This window comes from Rhodopila sp. (genome assembly GCF_965277165.1).
Taxonomy (GTDB): domain Bacteria; phylum Pseudomonadota; class Alphaproteobacteria; order Acetobacterales; family Acetobacteraceae; genus Rhodopila.
Genome location: NZ_CBDICE010000005.1, coordinates 171,458 through 193,451 on the forward strand (window position 1 = coordinate 171,458; position 21,994 = coordinate 193,451).

General features: G+C 63.0%; 21 protein-coding genes, 1 tRNA gene and 1 pseudogene. 10 read left to right on the forward strand and 13 right to left on the reverse strand.

The genetic code is table 11. From position 1 onward, the window contains the following. Positions 1–404: 404 nt before the first annotated feature. Entirely contained in the window at positions 405–1,127 is a 723-nt protein-coding gene (locus tag ACQY4Y_RS01160; RefSeq protein WP_428488742.1) for an FkbM family methyltransferase, read from the reverse strand. A 593-nt stretch (positions 1,128–1,720) separates the two neighbouring features. Here ACQY4Y_RS01160 and ACQY4Y_RS01165 point away from each other — a divergent pair. Next, the gene (locus tag ACQY4Y_RS01165) at positions 1,721–2,659 is read left to right on the forward strand and encodes a hypothetical protein (protein WP_428488743.1); all 939 of its coding nucleotides are present in this window, start codon (positions 1,721–1,723) and stop codon (positions 2,657–2,659) included. Positions 2,660–2,900: 241 nt separating this feature from the next. On the opposite strand, the gene ACQY4Y_RS01170 is transcribed toward ACQY4Y_RS01165, so the two are convergent. From ACQY4Y_RS01170 to ACQY4Y_RS01185, 4 genes and pseudogenes are all read right to left on the reverse strand, one after another. Then, on the reverse strand, positions 2,901–3,179 hold the full coding sequence (locus tag ACQY4Y_RS01170) for a transposase (RefSeq protein ID WP_428488744.1): 279 nt from the start codon (positions 3,177–3,179) through the stop codon (positions 2,901–2,903). Next, positions 3,080–3,598 (reverse strand): transposase, encoded by a 519-nt coding sequence (locus tag ACQY4Y_RS01175; protein WP_428488745.1) that lies wholly within the window; start codon positions 3,596–3,598, stop codon positions 3,080–3,082. The genes ACQY4Y_RS01170 and ACQY4Y_RS01175 overlap by 100 nt, the downstream gene beginning before the upstream one ends. Further along, on the reverse strand, positions 3,505–4,677 hold the full coding sequence (locus tag ACQY4Y_RS01180; protein ID WP_428488746.1) for a glycosyltransferase: 1,173 nt from the start codon (positions 4,675–4,677) through the stop codon (positions 3,505–3,507). Before ACQY4Y_RS01180 ends, ACQY4Y_RS01175 begins: the two co-directional genes overlap by 94 nt. Before the next feature lie 728 nt (positions 4,678–5,405). Beyond that, positions 5,406–5,684, reverse strand: a pseudogene (locus ACQY4Y_RS01185) (rod shape-determining protein); the annotation flags it as partial. Positions 5,685–5,871: 187 nt separating this feature from the next. Between ACQY4Y_RS01185 and ACQY4Y_RS01190 the strand changes: the two are divergent. Then, entirely contained in the window at positions 5,872–6,078 is a 207-nt protein-coding gene (locus ACQY4Y_RS01190; RefSeq protein ID WP_428488747.1) for a YMGG-like glycine zipper-containing protein, read from the forward strand. A 156-nt stretch (positions 6,079–6,234) separates the two neighbouring features. Here the strand turns inward: ACQY4Y_RS01190 and epmA are convergent, their stop codons facing one another. The 4 genes from epmA to ACQY4Y_RS01210 form a co-directional block, all read right to left on the reverse strand. Beyond that, positions 6,235–7,254, reverse strand: coding sequence for an EF-P lysine aminoacylase EpmA (gene epmA / locus ACQY4Y_RS01195; RefSeq protein WP_428488748.1), 1,020 nt, complete (start codon positions 7,252–7,254; stop codon positions 6,235–6,237). A gap of 57 nt (positions 7,255–7,311) precedes the next feature. Further along, complete coding sequence (locus ACQY4Y_RS01200) at positions 7,312–7,665, reverse strand: hypothetical protein (protein ID WP_428488749.1); 354 nt, start codon at positions 7,663–7,665, stop codon at positions 7,312–7,314. Between the two features lie 209 nt (positions 7,666–7,874). After that, on the reverse strand, positions 7,875–8,837 hold the full coding sequence (locus tag ACQY4Y_RS01205) for a glutamate cyclase domain-containing protein (protein ID WP_428488750.1): 963 nt from the start codon (positions 8,835–8,837) through the stop codon (positions 7,875–7,877). 37 nt (positions 8,838–8,874) lie between these two features. Then, the gene (locus ACQY4Y_RS01210) at positions 8,875–9,675 is read right to left on the reverse strand and encodes a putative hydro-lyase (RefSeq protein ID WP_428488751.1); all 801 of its coding nucleotides are present in this window, start codon (positions 9,673–9,675) and stop codon (positions 8,875–8,877) included. A gap of 86 nt (positions 9,676–9,761) precedes the next feature. Between ACQY4Y_RS01210 and ACQY4Y_RS01215 the strand changes: the two genes are divergently transcribed. The 5 genes from ACQY4Y_RS01215 (at position 9,762) to ACQY4Y_RS01235 (ending at position 13,318) form a co-directional block, all read left to right on the forward strand. Next, positions 9,762–10,298: a VOC family protein gene (locus tag ACQY4Y_RS01215; RefSeq protein ID WP_428488752.1), complete on the forward strand. Its 537-nt coding sequence runs from the start codon at positions 9,762–9,764 to the stop codon at positions 10,296–10,298. A 204-nt stretch (positions 10,299–10,502) separates the two neighbouring features. Next, positions 10,503–11,285, forward strand: a complete 783-nt coding sequence (locus ACQY4Y_RS01220) for a TerB family tellurite resistance protein (RefSeq protein WP_428488753.1) — start codon at positions 10,503–10,505, stop codon at positions 11,283–11,285. Further along, positions 11,282–12,070 (forward strand): N-acetylmuramoyl-L-alanine amidase, encoded by a 789-nt coding sequence (locus ACQY4Y_RS01225; RefSeq protein ID WP_428488754.1) that lies wholly within the window; start codon positions 11,282–11,284, stop codon positions 12,068–12,070. The genes ACQY4Y_RS01220 and ACQY4Y_RS01225 overlap by 4 nt, the downstream gene beginning before the upstream one ends. 42 nt (positions 12,071–12,112) lie before the next feature. After that, positions 12,113–12,187 (forward strand) — tRNA-Met (locus tag ACQY4Y_RS01230). A gap of 999 nt (positions 12,188–13,186) precedes the next feature. Further along, positions 13,187–13,318 (forward strand): hypothetical protein, encoded by a 132-nt coding sequence (locus tag ACQY4Y_RS01235; protein ID WP_428488755.1) that lies wholly within the window; start codon positions 13,187–13,189, stop codon positions 13,316–13,318. Positions 13,319–13,682: 364 nt separating this feature from the next. On the opposite strand, the gene ACQY4Y_RS01240 is transcribed toward ACQY4Y_RS01235, so the two are convergent. Further along, positions 13,683–14,312 (reverse strand): thiamine pyrophosphate-dependent enzyme, encoded by a 630-nt coding sequence (locus ACQY4Y_RS01240; RefSeq protein WP_428488756.1) that lies wholly within the window; start codon positions 14,310–14,312, stop codon positions 13,683–13,685. A 14-nt stretch (positions 14,313–14,326) separates the two neighbouring features. Then, positions 14,327–14,869, reverse strand: a complete 543-nt coding sequence (locus tag ACQY4Y_RS01245) for a thiamine pyrophosphate-binding protein (protein ID WP_428488757.1) — start codon at positions 14,867–14,869, stop codon at positions 14,327–14,329. A 94-nt stretch (positions 14,870–14,963) separates the two neighbouring features. On the opposite strand from ACQY4Y_RS01245, the gene tcuA reads away from it, so the two are divergent. Further along, positions 14,964–16,364, forward strand: a complete 1,401-nt coding sequence (tcuA, locus tag ACQY4Y_RS01250; RefSeq protein WP_428488758.1) for an FAD-dependent tricarballylate dehydrogenase TcuA — start codon at positions 14,964–14,966, stop codon at positions 16,362–16,364. Continuing rightward, positions 16,351–17,460, forward strand: coding sequence for a tricarballylate utilization 4Fe-4S protein TcuB (gene tcuB / locus ACQY4Y_RS01255; protein WP_428488759.1), 1,110 nt, complete (start codon positions 16,351–16,353; stop codon positions 17,458–17,460). The genes tcuA and tcuB overlap by 14 nt, the downstream gene beginning before the upstream one ends. A 319-nt stretch (positions 17,461–17,779) precedes the next feature. Here the strand turns inward: tcuB and ACQY4Y_RS01260 are convergent, their stop codons facing one another. Both ACQY4Y_RS01260 and ACQY4Y_RS01265 read right to left on the reverse strand, forming a co-directional pair. Further along, positions 17,780–18,340, reverse strand: coding sequence for a nitroreductase family protein (locus tag ACQY4Y_RS01260; protein WP_428488760.1), 561 nt, complete (start codon positions 18,338–18,340; stop codon positions 17,780–17,782). A 133-nt stretch (positions 18,341–18,473) separates the two neighbouring features. Continuing rightward, a complete protein-coding gene (locus ACQY4Y_RS01265) occupies positions 18,474–20,546 on the reverse strand; it encodes a hydantoinase/oxoprolinase family protein (RefSeq protein ID WP_428488761.1) in 2,073 nt (690 codons plus the stop codon). A 177-nt stretch (positions 20,547–20,723) separates the two neighbouring features. Between ACQY4Y_RS01265 and ACQY4Y_RS01270 the strand changes: the two genes are divergently transcribed. Further along, positions 20,724–21,950 (forward strand): MFS transporter, encoded by a 1,227-nt coding sequence (locus ACQY4Y_RS01270; RefSeq protein ID WP_428488762.1) that lies wholly within the window; start codon positions 20,724–20,726, stop codon positions 21,948–21,950. The last annotated feature ends 44 nt before the right edge of the window (positions 21,951–21,994 follow it).

The following is a 21,994-nucleotide window of genomic DNA, read 5'->3' on the forward strand; positions in this document are numbered from 1 at the left end:
TAATTGGCCGCCGGGGATGCAATCTCCGGCGGTATAGTTTTCGGAGTGAAGGTCTCGCACCGTCGATCACACTGATCGCGGTAATCAATCGTGGCGGAGGACGCCAAGGTCGAGGTCTTCCAATCACCATGCGGCACCGGATCGACCACCCGCTGGCCGAATGACGCTCGGCCGGGGAGCTGGGTCACGTTGACTTTGTCTCGTCACGAGAATGAGTTTGCCCGGGATCAGACTTGGTTGTTTTTCACGGCATTCAGTGCGCTTCTTGCCGACGTCCGGGAGATCCTCCTCGGTCGCCCGAATCGACTTCATCGGATGGACGGAGCATTCGGAGGGAAAGCAGAATGCTCATGCAGATCGAGGGCCCGGGATCGACATGGGCAAGAACAGTTGTCATTACATTTTTAAATGCCAGGCCGAGCGCAGCCAGCATCTTCGACAATAAGATTACAACCTAATTCGGTCAGGAGATTGTATTTTTGCGTTTCGAAATAGTCCAACATCCTAGCTCGATCGATCTGCTCGTTGGCTTCAATGCATATCACGGACGGTCTGACCTCATTAAAGTCGCAGGAAGTGATTATCGCGGCGTCCAGCCCTTCCATATCGATAGAAAGAAAATCCACCCGTTGCTGACCCGCATACTCACGGAATAACTGGCTGAGTGTGATAACATCAATGTTGTAGGTCCGCAGTAATTGCGCCTTGCCGTCGGCTATGTAGGCTTGGGCGGTTTCGGTGTCGAGGGTGGACAGCACAGAAGGCAGCATTTCTTTGAATTCCAGGCACCCGGCTGCCAGACCGACCGCCTTTGGCACCAGAATGTCCTCAGGACGCCACTTTCGATGAAGGCGTCCGAGCAAGGGTATCGGCTCGACAGTCACGCCACGCCATCCATTCTCATAAAGCAAGTAAGTGTTGCTAAGCCGGTATGGATGCGACGCGCCAACGTCGACATAGAAGCCACTGCGCTTTCTCATGAAGTGTTCGAGGATAAAGTGATCCTCTCCGTGCTGGGAGAACGATCCTCGCCGCTGGCCGGCTCTGTAAGAATAAGCGTCACGGGCGCTGCGATACGCCGAATACAAAATCTCGTTGTTCCGGACGGTTCGAATAGCTCTGTTCATAACCCACCTCTTCCGCCGACCAAAGCTAACACAAGTTTGGAACTAGCCACCCGTGTCGTAACCCCTCGTAACGGTAGTCATTATAAAAGCGGCCATTAAGGCGGTCCCCGATTTCAGACAGCGAGTTTAGCTGACCCGGATTTCAGCGACCACGGAGCGCCGCCGTGGTCCGCGCTTCCCTTTCCGAGCGTTGGACGAATCGGCCGGTCAAATCAATCACTAGATGGCCGCCTCCTACAGACTTTATCCACTCATCTTCAGCGGCGGCGTTAACACTTGGTAAATTAAAACACCCTGCAGGCGTATCCAAAATTCACAAAGTCTTCCGGATCGGCCCGAGTTTGATAAATACGATACCCAGAAGATTGGTCGCATCCGTCTGGTGTCGAAAATCGCTCAATAGATTCGACGGAACATCCATGATTAGTTGCGGGGCTAACGTCTGCAAAACCAGGCGTCCAAAGTCTTGTCGCGAGCACGCTACCGCGCCATAGTCGCTGCGATAAGCGAATTCGGATTAGGCCTGCTGGCATCCAACGACGGTGGCAGCTGTGACAAGTTTTCGCTATCAACATCGAAAAGTTGAGATCTGGATGCACATCGGCACGCTGCCAATTAAACTCAATTTCGTAATGATATTGGTTGCCCTTGGCGCGGCTGCGCAGGCCGCCGAAGAGACGACCCGAATCCCAGAGCCTGCAGCGGCGGTTGGTTTTGATAAGCAGACTTTCGGACCGAATGTCCGTTTGCTTAAGAATTGGTATAAGTTCAACTTCTTCGGGGTTAAGCCGGCGTCGATCACGGTCAGGTCAAACCCGAACGGCAGCGTCACCGTGACAGGGCCGGGAGGCAACAATTATGGTGCGCAACTTTGCACCGCCCGCTTTGTGCCAACCACCGGCATGTGGACAGGAACGGCGTTCGGCAACGGCGCGTTCGTTGAAGCGACGATGTCGTTCACCGGCGCCTATCATGGACCGGGGCCGTCGTTCTGGGCCAACGATATCGAGAACATGCATAGTCGAACGGTGGCAAACAGAAATATCCAATGGCTGGGTCAATCGCCTGGCTTCGGCAACTGGATCGAGTCTGACGTTGTCGAGTTCAATGCATCCGGCCTTGCCTACGGCATTGCCATGCACAACTGGTATGGGACGCCCGGCGGCTTCAAGGACGTCAATACCGCGACACTCGCGGGATCGCCCGTCACCACTCCCGAGGGGACAGCTTTTTCGCGGCCCCATAGATACGGCTTTCTGTGGGTCCCGGCAACTTCATCTGCCAAAGGTTATGCGAAGTGGTTTTTCGACGGCGTCCAGGTTGGCAACACCGTGACATGGGATGATTACAGCCAATCCTCGAAGCCTCCTCCGGTTGCAGGCAGCAGTGCGTTCAGCGTGATGGACAATCGGCATCTCGTGCTGATCCTCGGCACGGGAAGCAATCCGGTGACGATTTCCGCGGTATCCGTGTGGCAACGGTCGGCGGCCCATAACATCGAATCGGGCACTGCCCGCGCGCCAGCCAAGTGAGTCCCCAAAAGGCGGCGGCTCCGGTTTTTCGGGTCAGTGGTTTGATGTCGTGGTTTTGAGGCGTCAGGCCTCAATATCAGGTCCACCAGATGATGGTGGCTGCCAGGGCAACTGTCGATAGAAGGTGCGGGCGAGCTTGTCGTAACGGGTTGCGACCCGGTGCCAGTCCTTCAGATGAGCGAAGATGCGCTCGATCAGGTTGCGGAGTTTGTAAGTCTCTGTGTCAAAAGCCGGGACGTTCTTACGGGTCGGGGTCTGGCTTGATGACTGCGGTGCTGCCTCGCTCGGCGAGCAAAGCGCGCAGTCCGTCGCCGTCGTAGGCCGTTTCGCCAAGCACCTGCTCGACCTTCGGCAGCGTCGCCAGCAAGCTGTTGGCGACGCCGATATCGCTGCGTTGGCCGGGTGTCAGCTCGAACTCGATCAAACGCCCCAAGCGGTCCGCAACGGCATGAATTTGGTGGTTCGCCTGCCCCGGCTGCGCCCGATGGCCCGCGATTCGGCCCCGCTTTTCCGCCGGCACTGCACCGATGCGCCTTCGCCGTCGTGCTGTCGATGCACTGCAGATCGGCTGCCTCCCAGGTGATCAGCTGTTGCAGCATCTGCTGCCAGATGCCGGCCTTCGACCAGCGGTTTGAAGCGGTTGTAGATCGTCGTGTGCGGACCATAGATCGACGGACAATCGCGCCAACGACAACCGTATTTCAGAACGTGCAGAATACCGCTGATGACTTCCCGATTGCGGCCCGGTTTGACGCCTCGACGCCGCGTCGGGATCAGCGGTTCAACTAGGGAGCTTGGATCGCACTCGATCAAGCCAGGGCAAGGGTTTAAATTGGGTTCCGGGCCTAAACCAGGCTCCTGAACAGCCGTGCATACTCGTCCGCACAGGCGGCGTAGCTGAACGACTCGGCACGCCCGCGCAGAGAGTCGCTCGACCATTGGCGCCGGTCTTCCAGGACACGACCCAAGGCAAACGCCAGAGCCCCGGAATCGCGCGGCGGCACCAGGGTGCCGAACTTACCATGTGCCAGAATATCCGCCGGCCCATGCGGGCAATCGGTCGATACCACCGGCGTGCCACATCCCATCGCCTCGACCAGCACGTTGCCGAAACCTTCGGACCGGGATGACAGCACGAACGCGTCCGCTTCGCGCATGTAAGGCAGCGGATTCGACACAAACCCCTCGAACGCAACGTGCTCGGCGATGCCCAGCGACCCCGCCAGCGCCCGCAACTCGTCGAGCATCGGCCCGACACCCAGCAGCATCAGCCGGGACGGACGCTGGTCGAGGTGCAGGGCAAATGCCTGAAGCAGGTTTCGCTGATCCTTCATCTCGACCAGGCGGCCTGCAGTGACGAAAACGGGGCGGTCTTTTTGAGCCAGCCAGGGGTGATGGACAGGCAGACTCGCTCGTGCCCCGAAATCGTCGCCGATCACCCCGTTGAAGATCGTGGTGACCTTGCTTGGCGGGAAGCCGGCATCGATGATCTCGCTGGCCAGGCCGTCGGAAACCGCGACCGCGTGATCGATACGAGACGCCAAGGCCCGGTAGAACCAAGGCACCACGCGGTGCTTCCAGTTCACCGTGGCATGGAACCCCGCGGTCAGCGGGTTGTGCTGGCAGATCACCAACTTGGTTTGAGACTGAGCGAAGGTCTTCGCCAGCGCCGCCGCGATGTTATTATGGTCCACGTTGGCCATGAACACGTCAGGCTGTTCATCCCGCAGGAACCGGCGCAACCGCCAGATGTCCTGTAATGTCCGGGCGCTGTGCAGATTCACCACCGGCACCCCAGGCGGCAACAACGGCACGAGTTCCCCGCGCATCTGATGGACTATGAGTACGATGTCCACCCCCCTCGACTGCAGCTCTCTAGCCAGCACCAGGCTCTGCCGCTCGACGCCGCCCGGCGAAAGGTCATGGATATAGATCGCTGCGGTGATCGGCTTCCCGGCCGAAGTTTCAAACACGTGCCGCGCGGTGCCCGGCCGGCGCTCGTAATCGATGGTCTGCACAATCACCCCAAGATTGAATTAATGACAGGAAAAAAATGGAAGCGTTCAACGTTCGAATTTGGCTGGCGGAATTTGACCGCTTGCCCCGCGAACCGCCACGGACTCGGGTCGGCTTTAAGGTCGGCATGTGCAGTAACTAGAAAACTATCAAATGACGAGTGCGTCACCACCTACATGCGATCACGATCTCGTTTTGCGAGCGCGCGTTGTGCCGGGACAAAATCATAAACCTACAAGGCCGTCGATTGGGTAAATCCAGCAAACAGGTGGTTCAGCCACGCTAACATAATCGTGTGGCGTGCTATAGTTTTCCATACACAACGTATACGCGTATTGAAGCTACACCCGCCGGGTCCTGTTGGGCCGAAGATTCGCGCCTGCCCCTCTTGCTACCGAGAGGCGAGTGTAACAGCGCTTGTGCCCTAATTACGCCGCCGCTTTCAGGGTGGGCAGGAAGCTGCCGACACCGCACGTTGATATTCGGTCGAGCGCTAGATGCGCGCCGACGAATTGTCCTATCGGCGAATTCAGCGGCGTGACGAGGAGAAGTCTCTGCCGGCACGTCCCGGCCGCAAAGAACGTCACTGCCCCGAGCACGGCGCGGCTCTTGCTAATAGGTTCTCTTCAACACGTTGCTTAATCGCTTCCTCTCCTCCAAAGCGCCTCCAGTGCCGGGCGCCACGCGCTGCAGCGGGTTCTCGGCGATCGCCATCCTCGGCCCGGTGGCGCATCGCATCGTCCATCTTGTCAGCGCCGACCCGCACGTTGAGGGCGCGGACGATGCCGCCTTCAGAGATCAACGCAGCCTCAGTGGTGCCGCCGCCAATATCGACGACCATGCTGCCGGACGCTTCGATCACCGGCAGGCCGGCACCGATCGCCGCCGCCATCGGCTCCTCGATCAGCCGCACGCGCCGGGGTCCGGCACTTCCCGCGCTTTCCTGGATCGCCCGCCGCTCCACCACCGCGGAGCCGAGAGGATCGCACACGATGATCAACAGCGAGGCGGCCTTCGCCGGGCCCACTGATCGAAAGCCAGTCGGCTCACTTTGCGTGGATGATGTTCACCAGCATACGTTGACATTCGTTTGATCGCTTGCCGCGAAATTGCCAGCTTTTCGCCGAGAAGTCACTGTGGTTCCGCCTTATCTCCAAGCGACGAAAGCGTGGAGGATATAACACGTGGAGGTTATGATGCGGGTTTCGAGAATCATCTTGTTGCTTTCCGCCTCGCTTGGCCTTTCGGCGTGCGGTTCCACCCCTGGAACCAGAGCGGTGACTGGCGGCCTGATAGGCGCCGGAGCCGGCGCCGGGGTGTCGGCGGTGACCGGCGGCCGCCCGGCAACGGGAGCGCTGATCGGTGGCGGTGTCGGCGCGGTGGGTGGCGCCGTCACTCACTGACCCGATTGGCGATGGCGTGGCTGGCACTCACCCAGTTGGCACTGACCCGGCTGGGTTGAGGACGGCGCCCCGGCCGAAGCGCCTTTTCTTTCGGAATGAACGCTGCCCCAAGCCGGAATCATGCTCTACGTGAGAGTAGGAGGCCGTGCCGTCCTCTCAAAGCCGATCGTCTGGCGGCAGCCACAACACCTGACCGATCCGATCGGCGCCGGATGCGATCATTGCCAAGCGGTCGAAGCCTAACGCAATTCCGGCGCTCGGCGGCATCCCGTGCGCCAGCGCGGCAAGGAAGTCTTCATCCAGCGCCCACTCAGGGCCATAGAGCGCATGCCTACGCGCTCGGTCAGCCATGAACCTGGCGCGCTGTTCAACTGGATCGGTCAGCTCGACAAAAGCGTTCGCCAGTTCGATACCGCAGGTGAACAACTCGAACCGTTCGGCGACACGTTGATCGGCCGGGTCACGCCGAGCTAGAGCGGCCTGTGCCGCGGGCCAGTGAGTTAGGAATGTGGGATGCCGGTGGCCCAATTCCGGCTCGATCCGCTCCAGCAGCAAGCGGAAGAACAGATCCTCCCAGGTTTCCGCCGGCCGCAGCGTGGCGCCGGCGGCGGCAGCCAGACCCGCGGGATCCTCGCCGATCGCCAAAAGGTCGACCCCGACATGGTTCGAGAACGCCTCCGCCACCGTGAGGCGCTCGAACCGCGACAGGTCGGTGGTGATGCCGCGACAGCGCACCACCGGCGGCAGCGTCGAGCGCAACAGGTCAGTGGTTTCGGCGATCAGCCCGTCCATGCCGACGCCCGGCCTATACCATTCCAGCATGGTGAATTCGGCGGCGTGCAGGGCACTGCCCTCGCCGTTGCGCCAAACCCGGGCAAATTGGAAGATCGGGCCGGAACCGGCGACCAGCAGCCGCTTCATGGCGAGTTCGGGGCTGGTGTGCAGCCACAGCTTCTCGTTGCCACCGTCGGGACGGTGGCGAACCGTGGCGAAGGCCCGCAGATGAACCTCTTCGCCGGGCGCGACAACGGCGTAAGGTGTTTCCACTTCCATATAGCCTCGCGAGCCGAAGAACGACCGAACCGACCGGGTCAGGCAGGAGCGGCGATGCAGAAAAGGCATTCGGGCGGCGAGGCTCTCGGGATGCCAGATTGGGCGCGATGCGGAACGGACCATGCCGCCGTGTTTACCGGGTCGGGCGTTTTGCCGCCACGTCACCACAAGGGCGGCATTTTACTGGCCCGCGGGCTTCCAGTTTCGCGATAGGAAGCCTCTTGCATCGACCGCATCGACGGTTGCGTCGATAGAGGGGGCTCCGTCGGTGCAGTGCCAGCGATATATGGTGTCGTGACCGGTGACGAACATCGGCACGGCGTCGGATTGCCGGTGCGCCCAGCACCATGCGGCCAAGGCGGGCGGATTTCGATCGGTGTTTGCCTTGCCGCACGCCAGGTTGGCGCCAGTCGTACATAGCAACGTCTTTCCATCCAGACATCGATAGACGGTGGTCTTTCGGATCAGGGTGTCCGGCATATCGAGGTGGAACAGTTGCCTTACGCGGTCCATGAGTTGAGCCGGCAAGGGCATCAGCGTGTCATTGGTGATGCCTGGCAAGCAGGTCGTTGACGGCGAGCTTCGTGCGGTGCCAGCGGTCTGCGCGGACGCAGAGGGCAAAAATGCGATAACGCCGGTCAACAAAGAAACGGCGGCAATCCCGCGCGGCAGGATTTGGCACTTTTGTTGCCGATCCTCGATCTTGGATCGAGCGCCTCGTCGCCGCTGTGATCGAAGTTGCTTCATTGTCGGCCAGACATCCGATTCGACGCCACGATGTCAGCCGCCGGGGGTTCGCCGATCACCGCAAGGATGCGTCGCAGCACCGCGTGATGCACCGCAAAATCAAGCGCATCGATGGTGGCCTCATGTCGGAGCGACACGCCATCGACGGCTGGGCCATCGCGCACCATCGCCTCGACCACCGCCTGGTCCAGATGCTCGGCAACGCTGGCCAGCATCGCACCGGACCACTCCGGACGCAGAACGGCCAAGGCGGCAAGCATGGCGTAGGCCCCCCAATGCGAGACCCCAGCGGTGATCAGAAAGTCCGCCGGCACCACGCAGCCGATCGCCTCACCCAGCGGGACGTGCTGGGCGATCAGCACCGGGGCGACCCGCCCCATGCCGATTTCGTTGCCGCCGTCGCCGATCGCGATGCTGCGCCACGGTCCGGCGCCGAACAGCCGGTGCAAGGGCGCGGCATGGGCTGAGATGTCGGTGCCGCGCATGTTGCGCGAATTGCCGTCGGCGGCGGGGCCGCAGCGCTCGATGGCGATCACCCAATCGATCGCGCTGCTGCGCCAGAGGTCGATCAGTGCTTCGATCGGTTGATCCGGAGCGGCGGCGTCGATCGGAACGGCTATGGCGCCGGCGGCATCGAGGGCGGCGCGGCAGGCGGACCGGCAGGTCGTATCGGTGGCCAGGCGGCACGACAGACCGGCGTGAACGAAGGCCCGCGCCATCAGGGCGGCTCCGGCCGGGCCGTCGGTTTCGGCGGCGGGTGGGTCCGCGTTCGGGACGAAGAAACCTGTGATCAAGCCGATGCGTGGTGCGCCGAACGCGACCAGGGCCGCCGCCGCGCCGAATAGGCCGCCCTGGGTGGCGCCGAACACCGGGTTCATGCCGCGGCCGACGTCGCGATGGATCGCGGCCTCGATGCGGTCGGTCAGGGCGCGGGCAACCTCATCAGGGCGCTGGGTCATGCCAAGGCAACGTCCGAGCGGGGGTGCCGAGATTGAGCTACAGCGCCGCCAACGAGGTATTGCGCAGGTCGGTGATGAGCATGGCGCCCGGCGCATGGGTGATGCAGAACGACGGCCTCGCCTGCGCGATGACGGCCTGAGGGGTCACGCCACAGGCCCAGAACACCGGCATTTCGTCGGCCGCGATCGGCACCGCGTCGCCGTAGTCGGGTTTGGCGATATCGGAAATCCCGATCGAGGCGGGGAATCCGAGATGTACCGGCGCGCCGTGCACCGAGGGGAACCGCGATGTGATCTGCACCGCCCGGATCGCATCCTTCGGCTTCAGCGGCCGCATCGAGACCACCAGCGGACCATGGAACGTGCCGGCGGACACGCAAGCGATATTGGTGCGATACATTGGAACGTTGCAGCCGCGGGCGATGTGGCGGACCTCGATACCGTCCTCGATCAGCGCTTCCTCGAACGAGAACGAGCAGCCGATGGCGAAGCTGACCAGATCGTCGCGCCAGATGTCGCCAACTTCGGTCGGTTCTGCGATCAGCTCGCCGTCCCGCCAGACCCGGTAACGCGGCAGGTCGGTGCGGATGTCGAGGTCTGCGCCCAGGGTCGGGAAATGCGGGTCGCCGGCCTCCGACACGGCCAGGACGGGGCACGGCTTGGGGTTCGCCTGGGCGAAGCGCAGGAAATCATGCGCCAGCGCTTTCGGCAGGATGACGAGGTTGGCCTGCACGTTGCCGGGTGCCAGGCCCGATGTCGGGCCGCAGAACGCCTGGGCGCGGATGCGGGCTCTTTCGCGGCCCCCGGCATTGCCGCGCACATCGTTGATAGCGTTCATGATCAGGCCTCGTCGCTGGTCAATGGGGGCTGTTCGCGGCAGGGTAGAACCCGTGCCGTACCGGTGCAACAGAAGGAACAACGCTGATGAACAAGCCACCATTCCAGCTTGGCAAGATTGGCCACGTCGCCCTGTATGTTGCCGACCTGAAGCGCTCGGTTGCGTTCTACACCGAGGTGCTGGGGTTTCAGGTGTCCGATTCGTATGGTGACGACATGATGTCGGGGGGCGCGGCGTTCCTGCGCTGCAATCCCGATCACCACGGAATCGCGCTGTTCAAGGCGACGGCTGAGAACCCGGCCGGTGCCGGTCTGCATCACCTCGCCTTCGAGGTCGGTTCGGTGGACGATGTTGTCCAGGCGCGGGCGCATTTGCGCGAACATTCCGTGCCGATCGATTTCGATGGCCGCCGCCGCGCCGGGGTGCAGATCGCGGTGGAGTTCCGTGACCCCGACAATCACCGGCTGGAGATCTACTGGGGAATCGACCAGATCGGCCCCGGCGAGCAGGCACGTCCGGCCGAGGAGTGGAAGGGCGCGCTCAGTCTGGAGGAGGCGATTGCCGACCCGGTCAAGGGGCAGGATACGCGGTTGAAGGATCCGGGGTTGCTGACCGGGGCCTGACACGTCCGACTGGGGACGTCCGACTGGGGACGTCCGACTGGGGGCGTCCGACTGGGGACGCCGGGTGGGGACGCTGGGGTGGGACCGGCGGATGGCGGAGCTTGTCGACCGAGGTGGCGCGGACATTTTCGGCCGAGGCTGTTGTGACCCAACCGAAGCGTTCGTGCTTTGCTCCGATCGGCAGCGGCGTGATATCGTACATCCATGAGTTATTGGGGTAAGATCATCGGCGGTACGGCTGGCTTTTTCGTGGGCGGCCCGTATGGCGCGGTGATCGGGGCGGCGTTGGGGCACGCCGCCGACTCGGGATCGGTCGAGAGCATCCGCCGGCCATTCATGCAGGCGACGCCGTTCAATCCGGCTCGGGTGGCGGGCCTGCTGGGGCGGCGCGAGGAAGTTTTCGCCATCACCGTGACCGTATTGGCGGCCAAGCTGTGCAAATGCGACGGGCCGGTGACGCGCGCCGAAATCGATGCCTTCAAGCGCAATTTCCGGATTCCGCCAGCCTCGGCTCGGGGAATCGGGCGGCTGTTCGATCAGGCGCGCGACAGCACCGATTCGTTCGAGCCTTATGCCGCGCAGTTGGCGGAAGCGTTCGCCGACACAAGGGGGGTGCTGGAGCAGGTGCTGGCCTCGCTGTTCAACATCGCCCGAGCGGACGGGCCGGTGAACGCACGCGAGCAGGACTTCTTGCGGCGGGTGCAGCGGCGGCTGGGATTGGAGCCGATGGCGTGGGACCGGGCATCCGGCGAGGCGCCGCGGCGGCCAATGGCGGCGGATGACGACGATCCGTATCTGGAATTAGGAGTGCCGCGGTCGACCAGCGGGGAGGAGTTGCGGGCAACCTGGAAGCGGCTGATGCGGGAAAACCATCCGGACAGCCTGGCGTCTCGGGGCGTGCCGACGGATTTCGTGGCTCGAGCCAGCGAGAAGGTGGCGCGGATCAATGCCGCCTGGGACCGTATCAAGCGGGAACGTGGGCTGTGAGGCACCGGCAGATACCGTCCTGGCTGCGCGAAGTGCCGCCGGTGGTGTCGAACCGCCCTGCCCTGCCGATCATCGAGCTGCCCAGCGTCAATCAGGATGAGCGGGGCTGCGCGGTGGACATGCTGATCCTGCACTACACCGGGATGCAGACAGCTCAGGCGGCGCTGGATCGGCTGCGCGATCCGGTGGCGGCGGTATCGTCGCATTACGTGGTGGATGAGGACGGCATGGTGTTTCGCCTGGTGGCGGAGGATCGGCGGGCGTGGCATGCCGGGGTGTCGCATTGGCGCGGGCATGCGGCGCTGAACGCACGCTCGATCGGGGTGGAGATCGTCAATCCGGGGCATGAGTTCGGCTATCGGGATTTTCCGGTGCTGCAGTTGGCGGCGGTGTGCGACCTGTGTTTGCTGATCCAGGCTAGGTGGGGGATCGCGGCGCGCAATGTGGTGGGTCATAGCGATGTGGCGCCCGATCGGAAGCAGGATCCGGGGGAGCGCTTTGACTGGCGTGCGCTGGCCGAGAATGGGGTTGGGCTGTGGCCGGATGATGCGGTTGACCTCGGGACGACCGGGGCGGTGCGCGATGCGGTGACGTTGCGCCCGGTGCGGGCGGCGTTGGCCGATATCGGTTACCGGGTGGCGCCGGAAGGGGCGCTGGACCCGGCTTTGTCTTCGGTGCTGCGGGCGTTTCAGCGGCACTGGCGGCCGGAGGCAGTCACCGGGCAGGCGGATGACGGGACCCTGGTTCGGTTGCTGGGGGTGCAGCGGCTATTGCGCGGTGGTTGACGCGGCATGGAAGCGGGGTTATTTCGCCGCCTCTTTCCGGATGGCGGCGTAGCTCAGCGGTAGAGCAGGGGAATCATAATCCCTTGGTCGGCGGTTCAAATCCGTCCGCCGCTACCATCCCCGCGAACCCGGATATTTTCTGGCCGCGATCTGTTGCGTGAACCCCACCCACAGCCGGCGCCGCTTTGAATGATAAAAAACGCGTTGGAGGCCCGCGTGAAAATCGGAGTGGTCGGAGCCAGCGGCGTGGGGGCCCCATGTCTAATGGCGGCGGTGCTGCACGGCAGTGCCCGAGAAGTCGTCGTGGTGGTCCGCACCGACAAGCGGGCCAAGGCGGTGGCAACCGACCTTTGCGAATGAGAGAAGACGCCGAGGGACTGCGGCGACCCTTGAGCACCGGTGGTGCAATTACGGCAGCGGTGGCTGCTGGCCGCAAACAGATTGAACATCCGCTATGGCGTGCCGCTCGGATATCGACCGTGAGGTCATTTACCGGATCGTGTGCGCCGCGCCCTGGGCGGTGCTGCTGATGGTCACCGATCCGTCCAACCCGCTTTCTAGACAACTAATCTAACCCGCGCGCTGGAGTTGCGGCACTTGGCTTGACAGCCTGCGGTTCCGCACGATCCGCCAGAGGGACATTAAGCTCGACTACGCTGTCGATGCGGCATTTTGTTCTTGCAACCCTCACCGCGATGAGTTTGGCAAGCGTCATGAGTGCCCCCGCCAATTCGATGGCGGTCAGCCAAGCGCAGAGCACCTATCACTCAGGCCAACCCGGCAATTCCGGCTTCAGCCGCAACAGGGGAATGGCGGTTGGGGTGACAGGTTCCAATCGATGAGGTACACGCCAAAATCTGGCTGAGTCCATTCCACCACTGACCGGCAAAGCAAGTCTGCGCCGCCGGAGCAGCTATACTCGCCAAACCAGCGATCCTGCAAATAACCTTCTGCGCTACGCCCGCATCAACTTCCCGGAGCGGCATCGCAACGGCGGTATTTCAACGACAGGCGAATAAACCTAATGCGAGGCGGAGGGATTATCATCCAGCCGACAGCTTTCCAATTGTGGGGCAACAAACCGACAAGCGCGTCGGGCTAAAATGGAGATTCATCGTGAAAACCATGATTCTTGCAGCCATTGCCGCTATTAGTCTTGGTGCCGCTACTGTGAATGCTAAGGCGACCGCGTATCATCCGCCGGCTCAAAATTTCCAGCAAAACAATTGGATTGATGGCGGCGACTAGGCCAGATGATTGCCGTGTGCGGACCGTAGATCGACGGACAATTTCGTCAACGACAGCCGTACTTCAGAACGTGCGGAATGCCGCTGATGACTGTCCGATTGTGGCCCGGTCCTACGCCGCGACGCCGAATCGGGATCAGCGGTTCGATTACCGATCACTGCTGATCCGTCAACCAAAACTCATTCGCGGTTGGATCCACTCCCTTCAACCGGGGGAGCTCCGATCGCAATCGATCGAGCCGAGGCAAGGGCTTAAACTGGGTTCCAAGCCTAGGACTCACAAGATTGAAAAACCGGCCGCATCGGCGGGTTCACAGTTGAAGGCGCACTACGCAGGTTCCACGACGGCCTAGGTAACTCTTCCATCAAGGCCGCACTTCCAGGCCCCGCATGAAGTTGTCCCGGATACGTGCCGGGTCGCGCTCTGTCGTGTCGGCAGGCTTTTGACTATCGATGCGACAGCCGATAAGCCACGGACCGTTTTCAGTCAGCGACCGCCTAACCCATTCGACGAACGCGTCCTCGTCTGCCGCCCAGGCGCTGCGCGCCAGCCCCGATGCCCGAGCGATCCCGACGATATCGGCGCCCTGCTCGGTCATCGTCTGCTGGCCGCCAGTGATCTGGTAGGAGCCATTGTCCATGATCACAATGCACAGGTTGCCAGGCGCCCGAGCGGCAACCGTCGACAACGAGCCAAGCTGCATCAGGATGGAACCGTCGCCCTCCAATGCGAAGACCTTGCGTCGCGGCTGCGCGATCGCCACCCCCAGCGCGATTGGCACCGTAAGGCCCATGCTGCCAAGCATATAGAAGTTTTGCTGACGCCGGCCGCCGGGTAGATTGGAAGCCGCCCATAGGTCGAAATTGGTGTAGCCGATGCCGCCGATGACGGCCTCATCCTCATGCAGCAATCCGATCATCCGCCTGGTGATGTCGAAGCGGTTCATCACCTTGGCCTGATCCCGGCTAGTCGGGTGGTTCGCTGAAGACGCCATGACCGGATCCCCCATTATTTCGCGAAGACCTTGCCGCCAGTCAGCAGCGGCGACAGGATGAAACAGACCGGCGCCATTGTGGCCATTGCCTGGGTGATGCCGCGGTCAACGATGAATTCGACCTCATCCAGCCGGGTCATGCTGTGGTGCTCGATGGCGAGCGCCGAAAGCACCGGGCGCATCGTGCGAGCGACCATCGACTGGCCGATATTGAATTCGCCCAGCGTGCCGCGTTCGGACACCATCATCAGCGTCGGGATCGAGAACGGCACCGACAGCGAGGCGATCACGTTGGGCAGCGTGGCAAAGCCGGAGGTCTGCATCAGCAGGATGCCACGCCGGCCACCCATCCAGGCGCCGGCGTTGATGCCCAGCGCCTCTTCCTCGCGGGTGCAGGCGAAGGCGGTGAAGAACGGGTCGGCGTGGACCGCCTCGATCAACGGGCGCAGCACGTTGTCTGGGACATAGGTGACTAGGCTGACGTCGTGGCGTTTCAGCACGCCGCGCACGATCTCGTGCCACGGCTCGAGCGTGCTGTGATCGATGGCTTCGGCCATTTCGCCTCCTGCGCTGGACTGCGGCTGCGGAATTCGCACGCCTTGCGCGATGCGGCAACCGTTCGTAGGTAGAAATCCGCGGCAGGGGGAGTGGATGCCAGATCGGACGAAGAGCTATGACGTGCTGGTCGCCGGCGGCGGCAACGCGGCTCTATGTGCCGCGATCACCGCCCGGCAGGCGGGCGCCAGCGTGCTGCTAGTGGAAAGTGCGCCCAAGGCGTTTCGCGGCGGAAACAGCCGCCACACCCGCAATCTGCGCGCGATGCACGATACGCCGAACGCGGTGCTGACTGACGCGTACAAGGAAGACGAATACTGGGACGACCTGCTGCGGGTCACCGGCGGCAATACCGACGAGGCGCTGGCGCGGATGACGATCCGCGCGTCATCGGGTCTTTTCGGCTTTATGAAGGAGGCCGGCGTTAGGTTTCAGCCATCGCTGACCGGGACACTGAACCTTGGGCGCACCAATGCCTTCTTCCTGGGCGGCGGCAAGGCGCTGGTCAACGCCTACTATCTGACGGCTGAGAAACTGGGCGTCGAGGTGCTGTACGATACCGAGGTTGTGGCGATGAACATGGACGACGGTTCGGTGCGCTCGGTCGATATTACCTATAAGGGCTTTCCCGAAACGGTGACCGCACGCTGCGTGGTTGCCTCATCCGGTGGGTTTCAGGCGAACCTGGATTGGATGCGGCAGTACTGGGGCGACGCAGTGGATAATTTCGTCATTCGCGGCACGCCGTACAACCGAGGCCGGGTGTTGAAGAACCTGCTGGCGCAGGGCGTTGCCTCGGTCGGCGATCCGACGCAGTGCCATGCTGTGGCACTCGACGCCAGGGCGCCGAAATTCGACGGCGGTATCACTACGCGTCTGGACAGCGTGCCATACAGTGTAGTGGTCAACCGCGATGGCGAGCGGTTCTATGACGAGGGTGAGGATGTGTGGCCGAAACGCTATGCGATCTGGGGTCGGCTGATCGCCCAGCAGCCTGGGCAGATTGCCTACTCGATCTGCGATGCCAGGGCGTTTCCACTGTTCATGCCATCGGTTTTCCCGGCGATCCGGGCGGACACTCTGGAGGAACTGGCGGTGAAGCTGAAGCTGGATGCCGGTAAGGTCCGGCGCACCGTTGACGACTTCAACAAAGCGGTGAAGCCAGGCCAGGTGTTCGACAACCTGAAGCTGGACGGCAATACCACGACCGGGCTTACGCCCGAGAAGACCAACTGGGCGCGCGCGGTGGACAAGCCGCCGTTCTATGGCTACCCGCTGCGGCCTGGCATCACCTTCACCTATCTGAGTGTGAAGGTGAACGAAAAGGCGCAGGTGTTGATGGATGATGGCCGGCCGGCCGGCAACCTGTTTGCCTCGGGCGAGATCATGTCCGGCAATATCCTGGGCAAGGGCTATCTTGCCGGATTCGGAATGACGATCGGCACGGTGTTCGGTCGGCTCGCAGGCCAGGAGGCAGCGCGTCGTGCAAGAAACTGACGCCGTGATCAATGCTCGGCGGGAGATGGAGATTTGCAACGCCTGCCGCTACTGTGAAGGTTTCTGCGCGGTGTTTCCGGCGGTGGAACTGCGGCGCGAGTTCTCTGCCGGGGATCTGAGCTATCTGGCGAACCTCTGCCATGGTTGCCGCGGCTGTTACTACGCCTGCCAATACAGCCCGCCGCACGAATGGGGCATCAACGTGCCGGCGGCGATGGCCGAGGTCCGAGCGGAAAGTTACGCCGAGTACGCGTGGCCGAAGCCGCTGGCGTCGATGTTCGCGCGCAACGGCACCGTGGTTTCGCTGATCACGGCGCTGGCGATCGCGGTGGTGCTGATATTGGCTATGGTGCTGAACTCGCCGGGCAATTTTTTCGGCTCGCACGGTACGGCGGCGGGGTCGTTCTACGATATCGTTCCGCTGTGGGCGCTGCAGATCGTCAGTATCGCGACGTTCGGTTTCTCGCTGGCGGCGCTCGGGATGGGGGCCAGGAATTTCTGGCGCGACGCCGGGCCGCGGGAAAAAATCGGGCCGGTGGCGATCGGGATCGCGCTTTGGGATGTGCTGACGCTGAAGAACCTCGGCGGTGGCGGTAACGGATGCAACGATAATTCCGAAGCGTTCTCGATGCGGCGGCGTTATCTGCACCATGCGATGTTCTATGGCTTCCTGCTGTGCTTCGCCGCCACCAGTGTCGGATTCTTTTATCATGCGTTCCTTGGCTGGCCAGCGCCTTACCCGTTTATCAGCGTGCCGGTTTTGCTGGGGACGGTGGGCGGTGTGCTGATGCTGATCGGCACGGTCGGGCTGTTCGCGATGAAGCTGGTGGACGACCCGATGCCGGCGGTTCGACGCCTGCTTGGCGGGGACGTTGCGCTGCTGATGCTGCTGGCAATGATTGCGCTGACCGGTCTGGTGCTGCTGGCGGTTCGCGCCACTGGAGCGATGGGTCTGGCGATGGCGGTGCATTTGGGTTTCATCCTGGCGTTCTTCGTGGTGCTGCCGTACTCCAAGATGGTGCATGGGGTTTACCGATCGGCTGCGTTGCTGCGGCGGGCGATGGAGCGAAACCTGCAGCCGCTTGGCGGGGAATAGCCGAAACCGGTGACGGTTGGATCGGAGCTGACGACGGTTTTTCCGGGCGGGTAGGCGGCCGAATCCGAGGCAGTTTTGGTGAAGGCGTTTCCGCCTCGGACTCGTTATGGTGTAGCACGGAGTAGACGGCGAGATTCACGGGAGGGCACGGAGATTTGGGGTAAGCGGTCTCCAGGCCGGCCGGAGATCGGCCCAGTGTCAACAGGACGGTCGGTGTTAAGCCAAGCTGCGCCTGCCCGCGGTCGCGGATTTGATTTGGCAGCTACTTTTTACGACGGAATCAGTTTGGCTGGCGGTTTTGCTGCGCGACCGGACTTTTTCAGCCCGCCCAAACCGAAACAAAATCCCCGGGCTCGGGCCGTGGCAAGGGCGACGAACCGCCGGTTCGGGTGCCGATTAACAGAAATCCGATAATTTCGTCGTCTTCGGCCAAACCCAGCGTGGTCTTCACTGTTGGGTCGTAAGCCGGGGCGCCAGTTTTCCATACCGCGCCGTAGCCGAGGGCGGGGGCCGCCAGCATGATGGTCTGAGCCGCGGCCGAGGCCGAGGCAATCTGCTCGATCTCGGGAATCTTGTGGCCCTTCAGCACTTTCGCTGCAACGGCCACGATCACCGGGGCGCGGAACGCCTTGTCGCGCTCGCGCCGTAGTTCGGCCTCGGACGCCGATGGATCGCGCCGGCGGAGTGAATCTGCCATCACCGCGCCGAACGCGGCCCTCAGGGTCTCGCCGATCACCACGAATCGCCACGGACGGAGTCGCCCGTGATCCGGAGCGCGCACTGCGCTGGCGAACATCCGGTCCAGTTCCTCAGCCGACGGACCGGGTATATCCAGCTTTAGCGCCGATTCCCGGGTCAACATCAGGTCGAGCGCATCCATTGCGGTACTCCAGGTATCGGGGCCAAATTGGCGTTTTCGCAGTGACCTTCATAGTGCGGCGAACACCGGAGGCGGGACATTAGCCCTTATCGCGTCCGATCTGCCAGCCACACCCAGGCCGAGCCGCTTCCGATCAGTCCCGGGTCAGACGGATATAGCCCAACTCGGCGACGCGAGCGGTCCAACCCGGTGGCACCACGATCGTTGAATCCAACGCCTCGATGATCGCGGGACCGGAAATCGCGACCTCGGCGGCCAGACCGTTGCGCCAGTGCACGGCGGCCGGGGTGAAGCCGGTCGACGCGAACCACACCTCCCGCGAAGTCAGCCGCGCGGCAGACCAATCGGACGGCTGCGCCAGCTTCAGATCAGGCAGCTTTCCCAATGCAGTCAGCCGCAGGTTCACGAGCTGCACCGCCTCTAGCCGGTTGGCGTGGCCGTAGTTCTGTTCGTGCTTCTGGTGAAACGCCTCCGCCAGATGATGCAGCATCTCCTTGGTGACCGGCCCATCCTCGACCGGCAGGGTCAATTCATAGGCCTGGCGGCGATAACGCAGGTCGGCGAAACGCGGCAATGCCCGGCGTTCGGGGGGCACCGATGCGGCTTGCAGCATTGCGGTCCCTGCCGTCCGCATCGCGGCGAACGCGTCGGCGACCCGAACCGGATCGACCTGGCCGAGATCGGCATACAGCGTTCGGGCATAGTCCCGCTTCAGGTCGGTCGCCACCAGTCCAAGTGCCGAAAACGCGCCCGGCGCGGGCGGAATGATGACTTCCGGGATCGCCAGCTCCTCGGCCAGGGCGACGGCGTGGACCGGGCCGGCGCCGCCAAAGGCGATCAGGCTGAACTCGCGTGGATCATGGCCGCGCTCGACCGAGACGATGCGCAGCGCCTGGGCCATGTTGCTGTTCACCACCTGGTTGATCCGTGCCGCGGCATCACGCACCGACAGGCCGAATGGTCTGGCCACGTCGGCCTCGATGGCCCGTTCGCTGGCCGCCAGATCGATCGGCAGGCCGCCGCCCAGCAGAGCCTCCCGGTCGAGCCAGCCGAGCACGACGTCGGCGTCGGTGACTGTCGGGTGGGTGCCGCCGAGGCCATAGGCCGCCGGGCCAGGGTCGGCGCCGGCACTGGCTGGACCGACCTTCAGTGCGCCGCCGGGATCGACCCAGGCGATCGAGCCGCCACCGGCACTGACCTCGGCGAGGTCGATCACCGGCACCCGGATCGGATGACCGGTGCCGTGCATCCAGCGCCTGGTATTGGCCGCGCCGCCGACCTCGTATTCGGCGGTGACCGCGACCTCGTGGCCGACGATCACGCTGGCTTTGGCGGTGGTGCCGCCCATGTCGAACGAGATAAGGTTTGGCCGATCGAGTTGCCGTCCAGCCAGGGCGGCGGCGATCACCCCGGCGGCGGGGCCGGATTCCACAGCCATCGCCGGCATCCGCAGCGCCTCGGCGATATCGAAAACGCCACCCGAGGATCCCATGACATGCAGCGCCGGCAATCCCAGTTCGGCGGTGGCGCTGGACAGGCGATCGAGGTAGCCCGCCAGCAGTGGGCCGACATAGGCGCAAACCGCGGTGGTGCTGGCGCGTTCGAATTCGCGGATCTCGGGCAGCACCTCGCAGGACAGGAACACGCCGACGTCGGGCAACGCCGCCCGCAACGCCGCCCCCACCGCGCGTTCGTGGCTGTCGTTGAGGAACGAGAACAAAAATGACACCGCGACCGTTTGCAGGTCGGCGGTTCGGATCGCCTCGATCAACGCCGGAAGTTCGTCGGTGGCCAGCGGGGTCACGACGTCGCCCTGGGCGTCGATTCGTTCGGTGATCTCCCAGCGGTAGCGTCGCGGCACCAGGACGTTCGGCGCATCCTGGAACAGATCATAGAGGTCGGGACGGGAAGATCGCCGCAGTTCCAGCAGATCGCGGAAGCCCCTTGTGGCGATAAAGCCGCATTTCGCACCTTTGTGCTCGAGCAGCGCGTTGGTCACCACGGTGGTGGCGTGCGACAGCAAGACGACGTCGCTAGGGTCGATCGCATGCTGCCTGAGGCCGCGCCGGATGGCTTCGATGACGCCCTGCCCGAAGTCGCGCGGCGTAGTCAGCACCTTGGCGATCCCGATTCGGCCGGTATGCTCCTCCACCGCCGCCACATCGGTGAACGTACCGCCAATATCGATGCCTATACGCCAAGCCATACACCAAATCTCCCCTGCCCGCCTGCGCTCAGCCGGACCTTGACGCTCGTCGTGACCATGCCCCGCCGTGACCAAGCCCCGTCTTGACCAAGCCCCGTCTTGACCATGCCCCGTCGTAACCATGCATCGTGTTCCAACCCTCGGCCCGAGGGCAACCGGAGCCTTTCACTATGACCCATGCGATCTAGTCCTGCGATCAACCGCACGATGTGGTTCTTCGCCATCGTCTATGCGGTGGAGGGCATCGGCCAGGCCAAATCCGGCATCATGTGGCAGCCGCTGTCGCACTGGCTGAAGGTCACGCTGCATTGGGACCCGGTGATGATCAGCGCCTCGCTGGCGATCCTTGATCTGCCTTGGGTGATCAAGCCGATTTGGGGCGCGATCTCGGATTTCGTGCCGTTGTTCGGATATCGCAGGCGGCCTTATCTGGTGTTGGCGAACCTGGCCGCATTTGCAGCCTTCGCCTGGGTCGCCAGGATCGACACCAGCTCGGCGCTGATCCCGGCGCTGACCGTTACCGCGTTTGCGATGGCGATTTCCAGCACGCTGTGCGGCGCGTTGCTGGTCGAGACCGGGCAGAAGAACAACTCGACCGCCAGCGTGGTCAACCAGCAATGGCTCTGGTTCAACATTGCCCAGATGATCACGACGGTGCTGTCCGGCTACCTGATCGAGATGCTGTCGCCGACCGGCGCGTTGCACGCCGCCGCCTGGATCGCGGCGGTGGCGCCGCTGGCGATCGTTGCCGCGGTGTGGCTGATCCGCGAACCGCGGGCGCGGATCGATCTGGAAGCATTGCGGGAGCGCCTGGGTGCGCTAATGAGCGTGTTTCGCAACCGCGACCTCTGGCTCACCGGCGGGTTTCTGTTCCTGTACTATTTCAGCCCGCACTTTGGCACCCCGATGTATTTTTATATGAGCGACAAGCTTGGTTTCTCGCAGGGCTTCATCGGCTGGCTGTCGGCTTTCGGCGCGGCCGGCTGGATCCTAGGTGGTCTATTGTTCCGCTGGCGGCTGGATCACCTTCCCCGGCCGGTGTTGCTTCGGCTCAGCATCGTGGGTGGGGTGATCAGCACGCTGGCGACGCTGGCGCTGATCGGGCCGGGCACGGCGATCGTGATCTGGGTGCTGAGCGGCGTCACCAGCATGATCGCGATGATCGCCACCATGTCGCTGGCCGCCGACGCCTGCCCCGAGGGGGCCGAGGGTTTTGCGTTTGCCGCCATGATGTCGATCGTGAACCTGACCTCGCCGATATCGGACACGCTGGGATCGGCGCTGTATGAGCATGTGTTCGATCAAAGGTTGGCGCCGCTGATTCTGGTGTCGGCGGCGGCGACGGCGCTGGTGTTTTTCCTGGTCCCGCTGATGCTGTTCCGGCCGCCGAGGGCGGCGGCTTGAGGGGTGGTTGTGCGTTCTCAGATGGCCCCTTTCAGTGCGTTGGG